The 17,829-nt window shown below is 57.8% G+C and carries 16 protein-coding genes, 5 tRNA genes and 1 riboswitch; of the genes, 14 read left to right on the forward strand and 7 right to left on the reverse strand.

From position 1 onward, the window contains the following. Positions 1-38 precede the first annotated feature (38 nt). Together AO388_RS26320 and astE are read left to right on the forward strand one after the other, a co-directional pair. Entirely contained in the window at positions 39-326 is a 288-nt protein-coding gene (locus tag AO388_RS26320) for a hypothetical protein (protein ID WP_003314741.1), read from the forward strand. An 11-nt stretch (positions 327-337) separates the two neighbouring features. Further along, on the forward strand, positions 338-1,345 hold the full coding sequence (gene astE, locus AO388_RS26325) for a succinylglutamate desuccinylase (RefSeq protein WP_058397094.1): 1,008 nt from the start codon (positions 338-340) through the stop codon (positions 1,343-1,345). 106 nt (positions 1,346-1,451) lie between these two features. Here astE and AO388_RS26330 read toward each other — a convergent pair whose 3' ends face one another. Then, the gene (locus AO388_RS26330) at positions 1,452-1,964 is read right to left on the reverse strand and encodes a 6,7-dimethyl-8-ribityllumazine synthase (RefSeq protein ID WP_058417442.1); all 513 of its coding nucleotides are present in this window, start codon (positions 1,962-1,964) and stop codon (positions 1,452-1,454) included. 126 nt (positions 1,965-2,090) lie between these two features. Further along, a riboswitch (FMN riboswitch) is annotated at positions 2,091-2,256 on the reverse strand. A gap of 212 nt (positions 2,257-2,468) precedes the next feature. Between AO388_RS26330 and ltaE the strand changes: the two genes are divergently transcribed. From ltaE to AO388_RS26370, 8 genes are all read left to right on the forward strand, one after another. Further along, positions 2,469-3,473 carry a low-specificity L-threonine aldolase gene (gene ltaE, locus AO388_RS26335; RefSeq protein WP_058417443.1) on the forward strand — a complete coding sequence of 335 codons (1,005 nt, stop codon included), beginning with the start codon at positions 2,469-2,471 and terminating at the stop codon, positions 3,471-3,473. A 144-nt stretch (positions 3,474-3,617) separates the two neighbouring features. Next, on the forward strand, positions 3,618-6,242 hold the full coding sequence (gene alaS, locus AO388_RS26340; protein WP_003434584.1) for an alanine--tRNA ligase: 2,625 nt from the start codon (positions 3,618-3,620) through the stop codon (positions 6,240-6,242). Between the two features lie 91 nt (positions 6,243-6,333). Further along, a complete protein-coding gene (locus AO388_RS26345; protein WP_003369901.1) occupies positions 6,334-7,566 on the forward strand; it encodes an aspartate kinase in 1,233 nt (410 codons plus the stop codon). Positions 7,567-7,736: 170 nt separating this feature from the next. After that, positions 7,737-7,925 (forward strand): carbon storage regulator CsrA, encoded by a 189-nt coding sequence (gene csrA, locus AO388_RS26350; protein WP_002554426.1) that lies wholly within the window; start codon positions 7,737-7,739, stop codon positions 7,923-7,925. A gap of 62 nt (positions 7,926-7,987) precedes the next feature. Further along, positions 7,988-8,078, forward strand: a tRNA-Ser gene (locus AO388_RS26355). A 109-nt stretch (positions 8,079-8,187) separates the two neighbouring features. Then, positions 8,188-8,264 (forward strand) — tRNA-Arg (locus AO388_RS26360). A gap of 87 nt (positions 8,265-8,351) precedes the next feature. Further along, a tRNA-Arg gene (locus AO388_RS26365) sits at positions 8,352-8,428 on the forward strand. Between the two features lie 87 nt (positions 8,429-8,515). After that, positions 8,516-8,592, forward strand: a tRNA-Arg gene (locus tag AO388_RS26370). A gap of 44 nt (positions 8,593-8,636) precedes the next feature. On the opposite strand, the gene bamE is transcribed toward AO388_RS26370, so the two are convergent. Continuing rightward, positions 8,637-9,128, reverse strand: coding sequence for an outer membrane protein assembly factor BamE domain-containing protein (gene bamE, locus AO388_RS26375; RefSeq protein WP_058417444.1), 492 nt, complete (start codon positions 9,126-9,128; stop codon positions 8,637-8,639). 325 nt (positions 9,129-9,453) lie between these two features. Between bamE and mgtE the strand changes: the two genes are divergently transcribed. Further along, positions 9,454-10,896 carry a magnesium transporter gene (mgtE, locus tag AO388_RS26380; protein WP_003434593.1) on the forward strand — a complete coding sequence of 481 codons (1,443 nt, stop codon included), beginning with the start codon at positions 9,454-9,456 and terminating at the stop codon, positions 10,894-10,896. A gap of 176 nt (positions 10,897-11,072) precedes the next feature. Here the strand turns inward: mgtE and AO388_RS26385 are convergent, their stop codons facing one another. The 3 genes from AO388_RS26385 to AO388_RS26395 all read right to left on the reverse strand — a co-directional run bounded on the left by AO388_RS26385 (position 11,073) and on the right by AO388_RS26395 (position 12,290). Continuing rightward, positions 11,073-11,399 (reverse strand): Arc family DNA-binding protein, encoded by a 327-nt coding sequence (locus AO388_RS26385; RefSeq protein WP_002554423.1) that lies wholly within the window; start codon positions 11,397-11,399, stop codon positions 11,073-11,075. 429 nt (positions 11,400-11,828) lie between these two features. Next, positions 11,829-12,014 carry a PA3371 family protein gene (locus AO388_RS26390; protein ID WP_003369912.1) on the reverse strand — a complete coding sequence of 62 codons (186 nt, stop codon included), beginning with the start codon at positions 12,012-12,014 and terminating at the stop codon, positions 11,829-11,831. 36 nt (positions 12,015-12,050) lie between these two features. Continuing rightward, on the reverse strand, positions 12,051-12,290 hold the full coding sequence (locus AO388_RS26395; protein WP_003369913.1) for a hypothetical protein: 240 nt from the start codon (positions 12,288-12,290) through the stop codon (positions 12,051-12,053). A 317-nt stretch (positions 12,291-12,607) separates the two neighbouring features. Between AO388_RS26395 and AO388_RS26400 the strand changes: the two genes are divergently transcribed. Further along, positions 12,608-12,684, forward strand: a tRNA-Arg gene (locus tag AO388_RS26400). Between the two features lie 12 nt (positions 12,685-12,696). Here the strand turns inward: AO388_RS26400 and AO388_RS26405 are convergent. Then, entirely contained in the window at positions 12,697-15,108 is a 2,412-nt protein-coding gene (locus AO388_RS26405) for a DUF3772 domain-containing protein (protein ID WP_058417445.1), read from the reverse strand. Positions 15,109-15,446: 338 nt separating this feature from the next. Here AO388_RS26405 and AO388_RS26410 point away from each other — a divergent pair, with 338 nt between their 5' ends. Both AO388_RS26410 and AO388_RS26415 read left to right on the forward strand, forming a co-directional pair. Further along, positions 15,447-16,148: a glutathione S-transferase family protein gene (locus tag AO388_RS26410; protein ID WP_054080885.1), complete on the forward strand. Its 702-nt coding sequence runs from the start codon at positions 15,447-15,449 to the stop codon at positions 16,146-16,148. A gap of 212 nt (positions 16,149-16,360) precedes the next feature. After that, positions 16,361-16,945: a TetR/AcrR family transcriptional regulator gene (locus tag AO388_RS26415; RefSeq protein ID WP_058417446.1), complete on the forward strand. Its 585-nt coding sequence runs from the start codon at positions 16,361-16,363 to the stop codon at positions 16,943-16,945. A 19-nt stretch (positions 16,946-16,964) separates the two neighbouring features. Here the strand turns inward: AO388_RS26415 and AO388_RS26420 are convergent, their stop codons facing one another. Further along, positions 16,965-17,777: an oxidoreductase gene (locus AO388_RS26420; protein ID WP_058417447.1), complete on the reverse strand. Its 813-nt coding sequence runs from the start codon at positions 17,775-17,777 to the stop codon at positions 16,965-16,967. Positions 17,778-17,829: the final 52 nt, after the last annotated feature.

Below are 17,829 nucleotides of genomic sequence, written 5' to 3' on the forward strand. Positions count from 1 at the left end.
GTCCTGCGCACTATTTCATTTATAGAGAGCATTCCTACATGAGCGACGCCCTGCAACTGATCCTTGAAGACACTGATGGCACCCAGCTGGAAACGTCCTGCACCCGCGTTGCCGTCATCTGGCAGGGCAAGGAATTGTGGATTCAGCAGGATGGCCGTGGCCAGTTGCTGATCGGCGTTGACGTCGAAGAAGACGACGCCGAATACGCCAACCTGCTGCTGCGTCCGCTGGCGACCAACCTGGTCAGCCTGCAACTGGAAATGGAGCCAGCCGACATGGGTGTCGAGGAAGACGGTCACGTTCACGGCCCTGACTGCAACCACTAAGGAAGCGCGCCATGCTCGCCCTCGGCAAACTGCTTGAACTGACCCTGGCTGGACGTGAGCCAGCGGAGAAGACTCAACTGACCGTCGAAGGCGTGCGCATGCGCTGGATGGGCGAGGGCGCGCTGGAAGTCCGCCCGCCAGAAGTTCGTGACAATGGCACCGATCTGCTGCTGTCTGCCGGTATCCATGGCAACGAGACGGCACCCATCGAGCTGCTGGATGAACTGATCCGCAGCATCGCGCGCGGCGACCTGAAACCGCGCGCACGTATTCTGTTCCTGTTCGGCAATCCCGACGCCATGCGACGCGGGACGCGTTTTGTCGAGCAGGATGTCAATCGGCTGTTCAATGGCCGGCACGAGCAGAGTGGTGGCGCCGAGGCCTTGCGCGCTTGCGAGCTGGAGCGACTGGCAGCCACTTTCTTCAGCCTGCCGGACCGCTACCGCCTGCATTACGACCTGCACACGGCCATTCGTGGCTCGACGATCGAGCAATTCGCGCTGTACCCGTGGAAGGAAGGACGTAATCATTCGCGGCTTGAACTGGCCCGGCTGCGGGCTGCGGGTATGAGTGCGGTGTTGCTGCAAAACAAGCCGTCCATTGTGTTCAGCGCCTACACCTACGATCAGTTGGGTGCCGAGGCCTTCACTCTGGAACTGGGCAAGGCGCGGCCGTTCGGGCAGAACCAGGAGGTCAATCTTGGGCCACTGCGCTTGTGTCTCGAGCAGCTCATCGAGGGCACCGAGCCCGAGCGGGATGACGATCTTGAAGGGTTGCAGCTGTTCAGCGTGGCGCGGGAAGTGATCAAGCGTACCGATGCGTTCACGTTCAACCTGGCCGATGACGTCGAGAACTTCTCGCCGCTGGAAAAAGGCTACGTGCTGGCCGAAGACGCGGGTGGTTCACGCTGGTTAGTGGAAGAGGAGGGCGCGAGGATCATCTTCCCCAACCCCAGGGTCAAAAACGGCCTGCGGGCGGGGATTCTGATCGTACCCACTGATGCGGATAGCCTCGGCTGATCGCCAGGCACTTTCAAGACCGGACGCAGAGCGTCCAGAACGGCATTCCCACGCTGAAGCGTGAGGAACGATAGGTGTCCGGGAGAACACCTACCGATGCTTCGTCTTAGCAGGCCGCTTTCTGCTGTGCATCCAGACGGCGCAGACTGCGTACCTTGTTCAGGGTGTCAGCGCAGGTCTTGGCCGCTTCTTCGCCCTTGTGCACGAAGTGATCGAAGAAGAACCTCTGATGCTCTTCGCCTGCATGGAAGTGATGCGGTGTCAGGACCACGGAGAACACCGGTACTTCGGTTTCCAGTTGGACCTGCATCAATGCGCTGACCACTGACTGCGCGACGAATTCGTGACGATAGATGCCTCCGTCCACTACCAGTGCGGCGCCGACGATGCCAGCGTAGCGGCCGGTATTGGCCAGCAGTTTTGCATGCAGCGGGATTTCAAAGGCGCCGCCCACTTCAAAGATGTCGATATCGCTTTCGGCATAGCCCTGATTGGCCATCTCGGCGATAAACCCTTTACGGCTCTGGTCGACGATATCCTTGTGCCAGCAGGCCTGGATGAACGCGACACGCTCGTTTGCGTGGCTTTTGCTTTTGCTGTCGATTGCAGTTGGTTGCACGTGTTCTGACTCCTGTTTATGGAAAAAACAGGGCATTTGGATCGAAAGGGATTCAAGCTGCGTAGGAAAGCCTCCTGAACGATGTCGTTCATGGATAGGTTTTACAGACGTTCTTGCTGACACCAATCCCGCTCTCTCTTCATCCGGACTATGACCGTCGGCCCCGGAATCACACCGGGTCTGCTGACCTTGCAGATAGCAGCCAAAGCCGCGATCCCCAAGCGCTCGCGGGCTAGACGCATTGCGCATCATTACCGCCGGTGGGGAATTGCACCCCGCCCTGAGAACGTTGCCGTCACTTTACGTGGCCGGCGCGAGATTTTTATCATAGTTCGCTGGATCATGCATGGACACTTTCGTACGGTACACCTACCTTTTTCTTATAAGGGCACGGAGTATCGAGAGCGGCGGTGCTTGATTATCATGTACCGCGGCCTCAGTAATGCCTTGTTGCAAGCCAAAGGTTGCATGCATTATCGATCTTCAACTTCAGGGAGCTTTTTCGTGACTGTCATCGATCTGCGCAGCGACACAGTGACTCTGCCTACGGCCGGCATGCTCGATGCCATGGCACGTGCGCCCGTTGGCGATGACGTCTACGGTGAGGACCCTACGGTCAATCTGCTCGAAGCAACGCTCGCCAGGCGTCTCGGGTTCGACGCCGCGCTGTTCGTGCCGTCGGGCACCATGAGCAATCTGCTGGCGCTGATGGCGCACTGTGAACGCGGCGATGAGTACATCGTCGGCCAGCAGGCCCACACCTATAAGTACGAAGGTGGCGGTGCGGCAGTGCTGGGCTCCATTCAGCCGCAGCCACTGGAGGTACAGGCCGACGGTTCTCTGGACCTGCAGCAGGTGCTCGACGCCATCAAACCCGATGACTTTCACTTCGCCCGCACGCGCCTGCTGGCTCTGGAAAACACCATGCAGGGCAAAGTGCTGCCCTTGGACTACCTGGCTGCCGCGCGTACCCTGACCCTGGAAAAGGGGCTCGCTCTCCACCTGGACGGCGCACGGCTGTACAACGCTTCGGTCAGGCTGGGTGTCGATGTTCGCGAGATTACCCGGCACTTCGATTCTGTTTCGGTCTGCCTCTCCAAGGGGCTGGGCGCGCCGATCGGCTCGGTGCTCTGCGGTTCGCACCCGTTGATCGCCAAGGCCCGCCGCTTGCGCAAGATGCTGGGCGGTGGCATGCGTCAGGCTGGAGGGCTGGCTGCGGCAGGGCTCTACGCGCTGGATCATCAGGTCGAGCGGTTGGCGGATGACCATGCCAACGCGGCGTTTCTGGCTGAAGGCCTGAGCGGGCTCGGCTACGCTGTCGAGCCGGTACAGACCAATATGGTCTATGTGCCGATCGGCGAGCGCGCGGCATCGCTCAAGGCGTTCTGCGCCGAGCGGGGCATCGTACTCACGGCCGCACCGCGGCTGCGTATGGTGACCCACATGAACGTGTCGCGCGCTCAGATCGAACAGGTCATCGCCGCATTCGCAGCCTTTGAACACTCATGACATGCCGATAATCCAGTTACTTGTTTCTATCGCACAAACACACTGTACCGAGGGCGCAACGCCTATATAATGCGGCCCTTTGCCGTCGCTACGTCATTTGACGTTTTGCACTTGCCTCTGGCCGCAGTCTCCGTGGAAGAACCTATGAAAAGCGCAGAAATCCGTGAAGCCTTCCTTGGCTTCTTCGAAGAGCAAGGCCACACTCGTGTCGCTTCAAGCTCCTTGATTCCGGGCAACGACCCAACCCTGCTGTTCACCAACGCAGGCATGAACCAGTTCAAGGATTGCTTCCTGGGCCAGGAAAAGCGCGCCTACACCCGCGCCGTTACCAGTCAGAAATGCGTGCGTGCCGGTGGCAAGCACAACGACCTGGAAAACGTCGGCTATACCGCCCGTCACCATACTTTTTTCGAGATGCTGGGCAACTTCAGCTTCGGTGACTATTTCAAGCGTGATGCGATCACCTACGCCTGGACGTTCCTGACCTCCGAAAAATGGCTCAACCTGCCCAAGGAAAAACTCTGGGTCACGGTGTACGCCACTGACGATGAAGCCTATGACATCTGGACCAAGGAGATCGGCGTGCCAGCCGAGCGCATGGTTCGCATTGGCGACAACAAAGGCGCACCGTACGCCTCCGATAACTTCTGGACCATGGGCGATACCGGCCCGTGCGGTCCTTGCAGCGAGATTTTCTTCGACCACGGCCCGGAAATCTGGGGTGGCCCGCCAGGCTCGCCGGAAGAAGACGGCGACCGTTACATCGAAATCTGGAACAACGTATTCATGCAGTTCAACCGGACTGCAGATGGTGTGCTGCACCCGCTGCCAGCGCCTTCGGTCGATACCGGCATGGGCCTGGAGCGTGTCAGTGCGGTTCTGCAGCACGTGCACTCCAACTACGAAATCGATCTGTTCCAGAGCCTGCTGGCTGCGTCTGCCAAGGCCATTGGTTGCAGCAATGACAACCAGGCTTCGCTGAAGGTCGTGGCTGACCACATTCGCTCGTGCGGCTTCCTGATCGCCGACGGCGTGCTGCCGTCCAATGAAGGTCGCGGTTATGTGCTGCGCCGCATCATTCGTCGCGCCTGCCGTCACGGCAACAAGCTGGGTGCCAAGGGCAGCTTCTTCTACCAGATCGTTGCCGCGCTGGTTGCCGAGATGGGGTCTGCGTTCCCTGAGCTGGTGCAGCAGCAGTCGCACATCGAACGCGTACTCAAAGGCGAAGAAGAGCAGTTCGCCAAGACCCTCGAGCAAGGTCTGAAAATTCTCGAACAGGATCTGGCCGACCTCAAAGGCACCGTGGTTCCGGGCGAAGTGGTGTTCAAGCTGTACGACACCTATGGCTTCCCGATGGACCTGACAGGCGACATCGCCCGTGAGCGTAATCTGACCCTGGACGAAGCAGGCTTCGAGCGTGAAATGGACGCCCAGCGCGTGCGCGCCCGTTCGGCCAGTTCGTTCGGCATGGATTACAACAGCCTGGTCAAGGTCGATGTGGCCACCCAGTTCACCGGTTACTCGGCGACCACTGGCAGCGCCAGCGTCGTGGCCCTCTATAAGGAAGGCCAGTCGGTTTCTCACCTGAATGAAGGTGAAGAGGGCGTGGTGATTCTCGACGTCACTCCGTTCTACGCCGAGTCGGGCGGTCAGATCGGTGACAGTGGTTTCCTGCAGGCCGGTGACGCGCGCTTTGACGTCAGTGATACCACTAAGACCGGCGGCGCCTTCCTGCACCACGGCGTTGTGGCGTCCGGCAGCCTGAGTGTTGGCGCGCAGGTTGAAACACAAGTGGCTGATGAAGTTCGCGATGCAACCAAATTGAACCATTCGGCCACTCACTTGCTGCATGCCGCATTGCGTCAGGTGCTGGGTGAGCACGTTCAGCAGAAAGGCTCGCTGGTCGACAGTCAGCGTCTGCGCTTCGACTTCAGCCACTTCGAAGCGATCAAGGCCGAGCAACTGCGCGCGCTGGAAGATATCGTCAACGCCGAGATTCGCAAGAACACCGAGGTCATGACCGAAGAAACCGATATCGACACGGCGAAGAAGAAGGGCGCCATGGCGCTGTTCGGCGAGAAGTACGGCGACAGCGTTCGCGTACTGAGCATGGGCGGCGAGTTTTCTGTCGAGCTGTGTGGTGGCATTCACGCCAGCCGCACCGGTGACATCGCGCTGTTCAAGATCGTTAGTGAAGGCGGTGTCGCAGCAGGCGTGCGCCGTATCGAGGCAGTCACCGGCGCTGCGGCCCTGGCCTGGCTGAATTCGGCCGAAGATCAACTCAAGGAAGCCGCGACGCTGGTCAAAGGCAATCGCGACAACCTGCTGGACAAGCTGACGGCGGTGATTGAACGCAACCGTCTGCTGGAAAAACAACTGGAACAACTGCAAGCCAAGGCAGCCAGTGCCGCCGGTGACGACCTGTCATCAGCTGCGCTGGATGTCAAAGGGGTCAAGGTTCTGGCCACGCGCCTGGATGGTCAGGACGGCAAGGCGCTGTTGGCGCTTGTCGATCAGTTGAAGAACAAGCTCGGCCGCGCAGTGATCCTGCTCGGCAGTGTTCATGAGGACAAGGTTGTCTTGGTTGCAGGCGTGACCAAGGACCTGACTGGCCAACTCAAAGCCGGTGATTTGATGAAGCAGGCAGCTGCCGCCGTAGGTGGTAAAGGTGGTGGCCGTCCTGATATGGCTCAAGGCGGTGGTGTCGATGCCGGTGCGCTGGATTCAGCGCTGGCACTGGCCGTTCCTTTTGTAGAGCAGGGTATCTGAGTCGGGTCAGCAGGCCTGCCGCACACCGGCAGGCCTTACTTGGACTCGAATGTTAATGGGTGCTCTTAACGGGATTTGAGGCGGCTTTGAGATGGCTTTAATCGTACAGAAATTTGGCGGCACCTCCGTGGGCTCTGTAGAGCGCATCGAGCAGGTGGCCGACAAGGTCAAGAAATTCCGTGAGGCGGGTGACGACCTGGTGGTCGTACTGTCGGCCATGAGCGGTGAAACCAATCGTCTGATCGAGCTGGCCAGGCAGATCAGTGATCAGCCGGTTCCCCGTGAGCTGGATGTCATTGTCTCCACGGGCGAGCAGGTGACCATCGCGCTGCTGGCGATGGCCTTGATGAAGCGTGGCGTTCCGGCGGTGTCCTACACCGGCAATCAGGTGCGTATTCTCACCGACAGCGCGCACAACAAGGCGCGCATCCTGCAGATCGACGACCAGAAGATCCGCTCCGACCTGAAAGCGGGTCGCGTGGTGGTGGTCGCCGGTTTCCAGGGTGTCGACGAACACGGCAACATCACGACCCTCGGGCGTGGTGGCTCGGACACGACCGGTGTTGCCCTGGCGGCGGCGCTGAAAGCGGACGAGTGCCAGATCTACACCGACGTCGATGGCGTCTACACCACTGATCCGCGCGTCGTGTCGCAGGCCCAGCGCCTCGACAAGATCACCTTTGAAGAGATGCTGGAAATGGCCAGCCTCGGTTCCAAGGTGCTGCAGATCCGTGCGGTCGAATTCGCCGGCAAATACAATGTCCCGCTGCGCGTTCTGCACAGCTTCAAAGAGGGGCCGGGCACCCTTATTACAATCGATGAAGAGGAATCCATGGAACAGCCGATCATTTCCGGCATCGCCTTCAACCGCGATGAAGCCAAGCTGACCATCCGTGGTGTGCCAGACACCCCCGGCGTGGCGTTCAAGATTCTCGGCCCGATCAGCGCGGCCAATATCGAAGTGGACATGATCGTGCAGAACGTCTCGCACGATAACACCACCGATTTCACCTTCACGATCCATCGCAACGACTATCAGGCGGCCTTGCAGGTGCTTGAGGCTACCGCGCGCGAAATCAGCGCGCGTGAAGTGTCCGGCGATACCAAGATCGCCAAGGTGTCCATCGTCGGCGTTGGTATGCGCTCGCATGCCGGCGTTGCCAGTCGTATGTTCGAAGCGCTGGCCAAGGAGAGCATCAATATCCAGATGATCTCCACATCGGAAATCAAGGTTTCCGTGGTCATCGAAGAGAAATACCTGGAGTTGGCTGTGCGCGCACTGCACACGGCCTTTGAGCTGGATGCTCCGCGGCAGGGTGAATGACCCTGTCATCGAAGGGCGCGGCGTGACCGCGTCTTTCGGGTGCTGCGCAGAAGGGCTTTTGTTTTCTTTGCGTTAGTCGATATACAGGTAGTGGTTATGGCGTTTTGCTACTGTCACTGCCTATAGGTTTGCAGACTGTTGTCCCTGAATAAAGGCGTAAGGAGAAAAGTATGCTGATTCTGACTCGTCGGTGCGCGGAAAGCCTGATCATTGGAGATGGTGAGATCACCGTCACCGTGCTCGGAGTGAAGGGTAATCAGGTGCGTATTGGTGTCAATGCGCCCAAGGAAGTCGCGGTTCATCGTGAAGAGATTTACCTGCGTATCAAGAAAGAGAAGGACGAAGAACCAAGCCATTAATTTTTATTGAATTTTTGGTTTGCAAACGGGGAAAAGGGTGGTTATTATACGCCCCGTGTTGCGGAGAGCTGGCCGAGTGGCCGAAGGCGCTCCCCTGCTAAGGGAGTACACCTCAAAAGGGTGTCGGGGGTTCGAATCCCCCGTTCTCCGCCATTATTTATGTAGTGCGTAAGATTGGGCTTGATCTGTAAGTTGTTGAATTTACTAGAAAAAGTGCTTGACTAAACAATTTTACGACCTATAATGCGCGGCATCAACACATGCACTCGTAGCTCAGCTGGATAGAGTACTCGGCTACGAACCGAGCGGTCACAGGTTCGAATCCTGTCGAGTGCACCATTTAAAGTTGTTTGAAGTGTTGTAAGTAATTACAAGGTTTCCGATAACTGGCTCCAACCAGAGGTGATCTGGTCTAAAAACACCAATGCACTCGTAGCTCAGCTGGATAGAGTACTCGGCTACGAACCGAGCGGTCACAGGTTCGAATCCTGTCGAGTGCACCATTTAAAGTTGTTTGAAGTGTTGTAAGTAATTACAAGGTTTCCGATAACTGGCTCCAACCAGAGGTGATCTGGTCTAAAAACACCAATGCACTCGTAGCTCAGCTGGATAGAGTACTCGGCTACGAACCGAGCGGTCACAGGTTCGAATCCTGTCGAGTGCACCATACAAACGAAAAGCCCACATCGAAAGATGTGGGCTTTTTGCTTTCTAGCGTTTTCCTTTAACGCATCCGTTCTCGTCAAATGTCACCTTATTGCTGCGGCCTTTTTTCTGGTTGTACACGTAATGCAATTCTCCGTTGCGATTAGTGACTTTGTCGGGGCGTCCCAGCAGGCTCTCGACATCACGCTGCGTCATACCGGGAGGGGTGCGCTGGTTGATGATCGCAGCCCGGCGCTGTTCGGCGCTCAAGCGGTTTCCACAGCCATCATCGCGTGTGCCGACCACGACCGGTGTCTGATCGGCCGGTTTTCCACGCGCGGTTTGCGCAGTGTTGGCGGGCGGCAGCACATCGATACGGGTTCCCGGTGGTGCGTTGAAGGCTCTCTGCAGGCGGGTACTGTGTCCATCCGGGCAGCCGAGGGTGGTAAACGTAATCTTTCCGGATGCATCCTCGCAGCGATGAACGTTGCTGGCGGTTGCAGCGGCAGGAAGGCAGAGCAGGGCGCTCCACAGCAGCAGATGATTTTCAGGTCGCATGCTCAAGGTCCTCCGTGACAGGTGTCGGCAAAGGCTAACTGCGGTCTTTGAAAGGGGCGAGCGTGTTTTATTGGCTGAATGTGACGTCGAACCCTGGCTGGCTTACGGAGTTGTGCAGGTTTGCGCTGCAAACGGTTGTTATGAGCTGAATTTTCTCGCGTGCGCTTCGCTCAAAGCGGTGTATCATTGCGCCCGTCAGCTCCGCCGGGGCTTGTGGAACACCTCCATGGACATACCCAGTCGTTACTCGATAATGTTTTTCAACAATCATGAATTAACTGATTGATCTCCCGGCGTGCTCCGCTGCTGGGAGTGGAGTTCGCCTATGACCGAAAGAGAAGTAAAAAAAACGCAGGAAAGCTTGCAGGATCGCCTGGCTCAGGTTGTCGATCTGCTGCAGCGCCAGCGTATTGTTGAAGACCTGACCCACCGTCAGGAAGGTCAGCATCAGGACCGTGTAGAAAACCTGGTTCACCGGCAGAACCTCGTCGAGTTGCAACGCAAGCTCGAAGACCTTCACTCTGCCGACGTCGCCTATATCCTTGAAGCCTTGCCCCTGGAAGACCGCCTGACCGTCTGGCAGTTGGTCAAGGCCGAGCGCGACGGCGACATTCTTCTTGAAGTATCCGATTCCGTTCGTGAAACCCTGATCGCCGACATGGACGATCATGAGTTGCTCGCGGCGGCACGGGACATGGACGCCGACGAACTGGCCGACCTTGCTCCCGAGTTGCCCCGCGACGTCGTTCACGAGCTCATGGAAACACTGGATTCACAGCAGCGTGAGCGCGTGCGGTCGGCCTTGTCCTATGACGAGGATCAGGTCGGTGCGCTGATGGACTTCGAGATGGTGACGATCCGTGAGGATGTCAGCCTTGAAGTCGTGCTGCGCTACCTGCGCAGGCTCAAAGAGCTGCCTGGTCACACCGACAAACTGTTCGTAGTCGATTCCGAGGGTGTGCTCAAGGGCGTGCTGCCGATCAAGCGTCTGCTGGTCAATGATCCGGAGAAGCAGGTTGGCGAAGTCATGGCCAACGATCCGGTCAGCTTTCACCCTGAAGACGATGCCTACGATGCGGCACAGGCGTTTGAGCGTTACGACCTTATCTCCACGCCGGTCGTGGACAAGAACGGCAAGCTGATCGGCCGTCTGACCATCGATGAAATGGTCGACCTGATCCGTGAGGAAAGCGAGAGCGAAGTCCTCAACATGGCGGGTCTGCGTGAAGAAGAAGACATCTTCGCGTCGGTATGGCGTTCGCTGCGCAACCGCTGGTCCTGGCTGGCAGTCAACCTGGTAACCGCGTTTCTGGCCTCGCGTGTGATCGGCCTGTTCGAAGGCTCCATCGAGAAGTTGGTGGCGCTCGCTGCGCTGATGCCTATCGTGGCCGGGATTGGCGGCAACTCCGGTAACCAGACCATCACCATGATCGTCCGCGCGATGGCGCTGGATCAGGTCAATACCGGTAATACGGCGCGATTGCTGCGCAAGGAGCTGGCTGTCGGCTTGATCAATGGTCTGATCTGGGGGGGGGTGATCGGCGTGGTCGCCTACTTCCTGTATGACAGCTGGTCGCTGGGTGTGGTCATGACCGCAGCCATGACGCTCAACCTGTTGCTGGCAGCGCTGATGGGTGTTTCCATTCCTATGGCGCTTGCACGTTTGGGGCGAGATCCCGCGATGGGGGCGAGCGTCATGATTACGGCGATGACCGACAGCGGCGGCTTCTTCATCTTTCTCGGGCTGGCGACGATCTTTCTGCTCTAAGGCTCGCGACGGCTAGAGTCTATTGAAATAAAAAAACCGCCATGATCAGGCGGTTTTTTTATGCTTCCGCCAAGTCTTCAGGTCGCTGTGTAACGCAATAAGCCGACGACTAATAAAGAAAAAGGCTACAACGAAAAAGGCCAGCTTTCGCTGGCCTTTGTCTGTTACGTCAAATCTCAGGACTCTTCGGAAGCGAGTTCCGTGTCATGAGCAATCAGCGAAACAAGAGCGTTCTGTTGACGATGTGAAAGCTGACGAAAGCGCTGCAGCAGCTCGCGTTCGTGCAAGGACAGCTCAGGACTATCGAGGCGCAGGCTTGGTTCATCACCAAGAGCACCTTCCTGAATCAGGCTTTGTTCGAGACGAGCGATGATTTCCGAGTTCATGCTGCGGTGATGATTCTTGGCTACCTCTTGCACGCGATTACGCATGCCGTCTGGTAGGCGAACGACGAACTTGTCAGCCGTGCGGCTGGAATAAGTAGCCTGTTTCATAGGGCTCATATATTTAACCGGTTAGTTCAGGGGAAGCGGTTCTAGCAAGTGGCCGCAAGATTGTCACAGTCAGACAATCATTTTGGCCAAATGTTCAACCGGGGTTCCAAGGGGCCGACATCATGCCGTATTACGTCGAATCCTTGGCGTCAATTCTGTGACAAATATTGACTCAGGTAGCGGCGTATTGCCAGCACCAATTATCAGAAATGCGAGCGAATTTGCAAACTCATCACATTTGTCCCCGGATAAAAGGGCACGCCATTGAGCTTTTTTGCTGTCATGGCCATTTGACTCTGAGTATGCGTCTAAATTCAGCGTGACCGAGGTTAGCCGACAAAGGGTTGGCTGCGGTGCAGGAAGGTTCTTTCGGAGGAGGGGAGATTCTGGATGCGAACGGTCAGACGACCGGGCAAATTACCGCAGGTAGCTTCGCTGTCAGCGAAGCACCGGGTCGAATTTAAAGCGGCGACCGACGAACAACGCAACCACAAAGAGACTGGCGAACACGCCTGCGGCGATGTTTGCAGCGATACTCATGGCCTGTGCATTAACAGGAAGCAAAAGGTCGGCGACGACAGCCATGATCGCCAGGACCAGAAATGACAACGCGGATTTTGACATGGCTACTCTCTCTTGGAAGGGTCGTTGCGGGCGTTATCAGAAAACCCAGCGCTGTTCAGCGCGTGGAAACTGAAGTGACTCATCATCGTCATTGGCCAGCACCGCTGCGCTCGCAACGCGTTCAGTCATGATTGCCAGCTTTGGCGCCTGACTGATCTGGTGGTGGACAGGAGCAGGCGTGATGGCCTGAGCGTCCTTGATACCAGAATCCTGAAAATGAAATGCTACCAGAGCCACCAGAGCTGCCGCATTCAACACTGAGAGAGTCTTGTTCATTTTCCAGTACCTGTGTCCGACCGTTTGGGATGAGATGTGTTCCACAGATATCAATAATGCAGTCTGCATGCCAATCGGAAAATGATAAAAAGTCCTTTAAAATCAATTACTTATTAAATTAAAAAAAGTGCTCTACAGTGCGTTTTGCAATGATGGCTTTTTGGGGGATTGCAAATTGCATGATCGGTTTATCAGGCCGTGTTTTCAGGCGACATCGGCTACAGGTTCGAAGGACAATGACGACATGACAAAAGCGCCACATGCCGCTAAGATGCACGCCGTCCTCGCTGGCACCGATCGGTGTGTCGGCACGCAGTGTCTCAGTAGCTCAATTGGATAGAGCATCCCCCTCCTAAGGGGAAGGTTGCAGGTTCGAACCCCGCCTGGGACACCACACAAACAAGCATCACTGACTCTCCTCAGCCGCCGCCTCCTTCCCAGCCCCCTCATTAATCAACACCATGCTCTGCGGTGCAGACAGCGCTACACCCAATTCCCTCAGACGCCCCAAGACCGTAAACAACAGATCACTCCGTGCGCCACCCACCGAGCGTGGGCTGTTCACGTAGCCGCTGGCGCTGATGATCAAGCCGGTATTGGTCAGGTCCTTGAAGGTGACTGAAGGCGCTGGTGCATCGAGTATCGCTTCGTGTTCGGTGAAAGCCTGTAACAGCAGTTCGCGTATTTGCAGAACGTCTGTTTCCAGGGGCAGGGTAAGGGTGATTCCGACCACGCCCAGCGCATTGCCCATGGTCACGTTGCGGACGTTCTGCGTGATGAACTGCGAGTTCGGCACGATCACTGTCGAGCGGTCGCCCATCTGGATTTCGGTCGCGCGGACGTTGATCCGGCGAATATCGCCTTCGACCCCCGCCAGGCTTACCCAGTCGCCGACTTTGACCGGGCGCTCGGTCAGCAGAATCAGGCCGGAGATGAAGTTCTGCACAATGGCCTGCAGGCCGAAACCTATCCCCACCGACAGCGCACTGACCACCCAGGTCAGGTTGGTGAGGCTGATGTTGAGTGTGGACATCACCACGGCCACCACCAGCACAAAGCCGATGTAACCGATCAGGGTCACCAGCGAGGCCTGCATGCCTGCGTCCATGTTGGTTTCGGGCAGCAGGCGTTCTCCAAACCACTCCTTGAGTACCCGCACACTCAGCAGGCCGACGACCAGGCATACCAATGCCACCAGAATGTCGCTGGGGACGATGTTCAGGTTACCCATGGATTTGGACGTGACATCCAGCTGAGTAAAGCTGGCGAGCAGGTCGCCCGGGCTCGACCCTGAAGGCATGAACGCCAGCAGTACAGCGGTGAGCAGCAGCAAGGTACGGCCTATGCCGGCCAGTACGGTACTTGCCTGCGCCTGATGGCGAGTGGACAAGCCCAGCGCTGAGCCCAGCGCCAGGCCGCCAGGTTGTTTGGGCGACAGGAGGGTTTCGCAGATGTCACCGAAGCAGGCGATCAGCAGGTATGCAGTGGACGCCACCACGCTGATCCAGAGCAGTTTCACTGCCAGAAAGTAAGCCAGCGTCAGGTAGCCGCTCAACAACGCCAGCAAACTCAGGCCGACCCACACCGCAACGATAAACGGAATCAGCCCGGCGAAGCCTGCCGGCCGCTCTAGTTCAAAGCGGCGGCGGGTACGGCGGTAGCGCAACAGGGCGTAGAAGAACACCAGCGAAACCGCCAGTGCCGTCAGGCCATTGACCGCAACGGTCAGTGCCAGGCTGCTGGCAATCACACTGTTGATTCGTTCCTGCGTGCCGATGACCATCAGTGCCAGCGCCAGGGCAGGGGGGAAGCGGCCCAGTGCGGTGGCAATCTGGTCAGGAATTTGCGGCAGGCGCCACGAGGCATGTGCCAGCATCAACAGCGCGCGGCCCAGACCGACGATGAAGGCGCAGAAGGTAATCAGCGTCTGCACCTGATCGAGCAGATTGACCACGTCGTTGCTGAGCACCGCGTTGTGGACGATTCCCCAGCGCAGCAAGGATGTGGCAATGGTGATGGTAAGAATGGTCGACAGCCCGACCGCCAGGGCCAGGGCGCTGCGGCGCAGGCGGCCTTCGGGCAGCCAGCGAATCATCGCCCAGATCAGCAGGCGCTCTAGCAGGCGCCGGACAACCACCCAGATGAACAACGCGCCCAGCACCACGCTGATGAATTGCACACGGTTGTCCGGTGCCATCGCGTTGTTGAGTACTTGGCGCACGTCCACCAGAAGCCTGTTCAGGCGTCCCAGTTCGTCATCGGTCGGGCGAATCAGCGTGGACCAGAATGCCGAACTGAGCGGGCTCGCCGTGCGCGTGCTGATCTGTGAATCGAAGAGGCTGCGGCGCAGGTTGAATATCTGCGTGGCCAGATCCCGGGCTGACTGGCTCAGCTCATTGGTCTGACGTTCATCATTGACCAGCGCGTTTTTCTGCGCGGTCAACGTCTTGCGCTGACTGGTCAGGCTTTGCGCTTCGTCCGGTTGCACCGGCCCGAGAATGTTGAGCTGATCATTCAGGTGTTCGATATCGACAGCCTGCTGAGCAATCAGATTGTCGGCTTGTTTCTGGACCTGCAAAGCCGCCTGGCGCAGGCTTGAAAGCAGGTCGTCGTTGGCGCTGACCGTCACTTTCTGACGGATCTGATCGAGCTGTTGGCTCAGATCATCCAGGCTCGGGGCATCCACGGCAGGGGTCGCGCTGCTGGCGCTATCGGCCTGGGGGGCGGGAGCATTCTGGGCCAGGGCCGGCAAGGTCACGCAGAGCAAAAGCAAGGCGAGCAACCCGGTACGAAAACGGTTCAGCGAAGCGTGCTGCATTCTTTTTCCTTCTTTCTCTGCGCGATGCGGCCTGGCAAGGCCTGTGGTTCGAGCCTGGGTCTTGTACGTTTTTGAGCAGCATTCACTGGCCGCCCGAGATCGGCGCACAGGATATCAAGGCGCTCACGTTTGAGCGCTGTCAATGCGGGCCAACCCATGCCTGAAGGCTGCATTTTCAGCAGAATCTTCTCCGATTGCCAGGCTTGCGGATCAGCCGAGTGGATACTACTGGCCTAACAAGTGTTAGGTAAACGTTGACTCAGAACAAAAGTACCGCTACGGTGTGGCTACCTAACGATAGTTAGGTAGGTGTTTTACCCTACCTCACAGGCCTGACCATGACCTCTAAATTGCGACTTTTCACCTCTCCTTCGGCTTTTCCGAATCCTCAACGCCTGCGTTTGTTCATCCACGAAAAAGGCATTGCCGATCAGTTCGAAGAAACCATTTATGACATGACGCCGGGTGGAGAGCAGCGTGGCTGGCGTCATCTGAACATGAACCCGTGGGGTGAAACACCGACCCTGGAACTGGCAGACGGCAGCTTCATATCCGAGACGGCCGCTATCGCTCGCTATCTGGATCAGTCTTATCCGGGCCGCAAGATCATGGGCGAGGGCGCTCTGGAGCAGGGCCTCGATAGCATGTGGGACAACCGCATCTGGGTGCATATCCTCTATCGGATCGTTACGGCCTTTCACGTGCTGCACACCGGACTCGGTTTCAAGCTTGAACTGACCAAGAACGAAGCATGGGGCGAGCACTGCCGCAAAGAAGCGCTGAGCCACGCGGCATTGGTCAATCGTCATTTGTCCGATGGTCGCGAATGGCTGCTGGGCGGCGATGCGCCAACGTTCGCGGACATCACGCTTGCAACTGCTATTGCCTTCTCCAAGTTTCCGGTCAACGCCACGCCACTGGATGAGCGTTTCGAGTTTCTGGACCTGTACTGGCAGCGCTGGCAGAAACGTCCGGCTTTTCAGGCGGCCTATGCTGATCGCAGCAGCGGTATTCCCGAGCTGGACTCGCCGGCCGAGTGATTGAGCTGTTTTTACGCTCACCTTATCGCCGGGAACGTCATGCGGGATGTTCCCGGCGATAGCCGTTTCAGCTTGTGAGAAACCGACGATGGCCGTTCAGCAGCGTATGGCTGCTGCCATGCGCCACACCGTCTTTCTACCTAACAAAAGGCAGGTTTTTGAATTAGCATGTGCCGGTCTCCAGAAACGCGTCCGAAGTACAAGGCACTACGATGACCATCAACGCCCGTGAGGCGATCCTGCTTGCTGCGAGAAATATCGCCCAGTCCCAGGGCTACAACGGCCTGAACTTTCGCGATCTGGCCGCCCAGGTCGGAATCAAGCCGGCCAGTATTTACTACCACTTCCCCAGCAAGGCTGATCTGGGTGTCGCTGTTGCCAGGCGATACTGGCAGGACGGTGCCGCTGCACTTGAGACGATCGCCGAAGAAACCCCCGATCCCAGCGAAGCATTACAGCGCTTTCCGGAGATCTTCCGGCGCTCGCTGGAGGTTGAAAACCGCCTTTGCCTGGGCACTTTCGTCGGCGCTGAAACCGACAACCTGCCGCCGGAGATGACTGAAGAAATGCAGCTATTCGCCCAGGTCAACATTGCCTGGCTGAGCAAGCTTCTGGTGGCAGCGAACATTTGCCCGCCTGCGGACAGCGAGGTGCGGGCGCAGGCCATTTTTTCCGCTGTGGCGGGCGCTCAACTGGTTGCCAGAAGCAGGTCGGACATTTCCCTTTTTGACACGTTGATCGACACCTATCGCGCCTGCGGGCCATTGCCGAGCCAAGCCAGTATGGAAAGGCGCTGATACGTCCAGACTATGGCATCTATACCGGCAAGCGAAACTGCTTGCGCAAGCTTTTATCGAACGCTCCGGCAGGCGCGAAGCGCCTTAGCAGGCTGATTTGTCGGGCGGCCTTGCCGGCGGTGTATCGATGCCGTGGGCGAACATCGCTCGCCGCTTTCAGTACCACCGCTGCGACAACCTCGGGCAGGTCGGCTGTCGGCATCACATCGGCGAGCAACGCACGGACACCCGCTCGCGCCTGATCATACTCCGGCAACCGTGAGTCCGGCTCGATGCCGTTTTGATCGAAGACGGTGCGTACGAATGCCGGCTCAATGACCGAAACCCGGACGTCGAAGGCGCGAATTTCGTGATCGAGCGATTCCGAATAGCCTTCCAGAGCATGTTTGACCGCCGAATAATGAGCCGAGTAGGGCGCGGGTATCAGCCCCAGAACCGATCCGATATTGATAATGCGTCCCCGACCTTGTTGGCGCATCGACGGCAGTACTGCGCTGGTCATGCGCATGACGCCAAACAGATTGACGTCGAACAGTGCCTGCACTTGCGGGATCGAGAACTCCTCGGCCCCGCCCAGCATACCGATGCCGGCATTGTTGATGAGCAGGTCGATACGCCCGGTTTTCGCAAGCACGGTGGCAACGAGCGCGCGGACAGAGTCGTCATTCGTGACATCGCAGGTCAGCATGGAGACCTTTGCATAACTGTCACCAATTTTGCGGCTTGTGCCAAACACGGTATACCCCGCGCGCGCCAGCGCCTCTGCGGTGGCACGACCGATGCCCGATGAGGCACCCGTGACGATGGCGGTTCTTTCGGAAGAGGTGTCCATTTGATACTCCAATGCTCGACAGATGCGGGCCTGAATGGTGGCTGAGTGGACG

Origin of the sequence: Pseudomonas sp. ICMP 10191, from assembly GCF_001467335.1 — a bacterium.
Lineage (GTDB): Bacteria > Pseudomonadota > Gammaproteobacteria > Pseudomonadales > Pseudomonadaceae > Aquipseudomonas > Aquipseudomonas cerasi.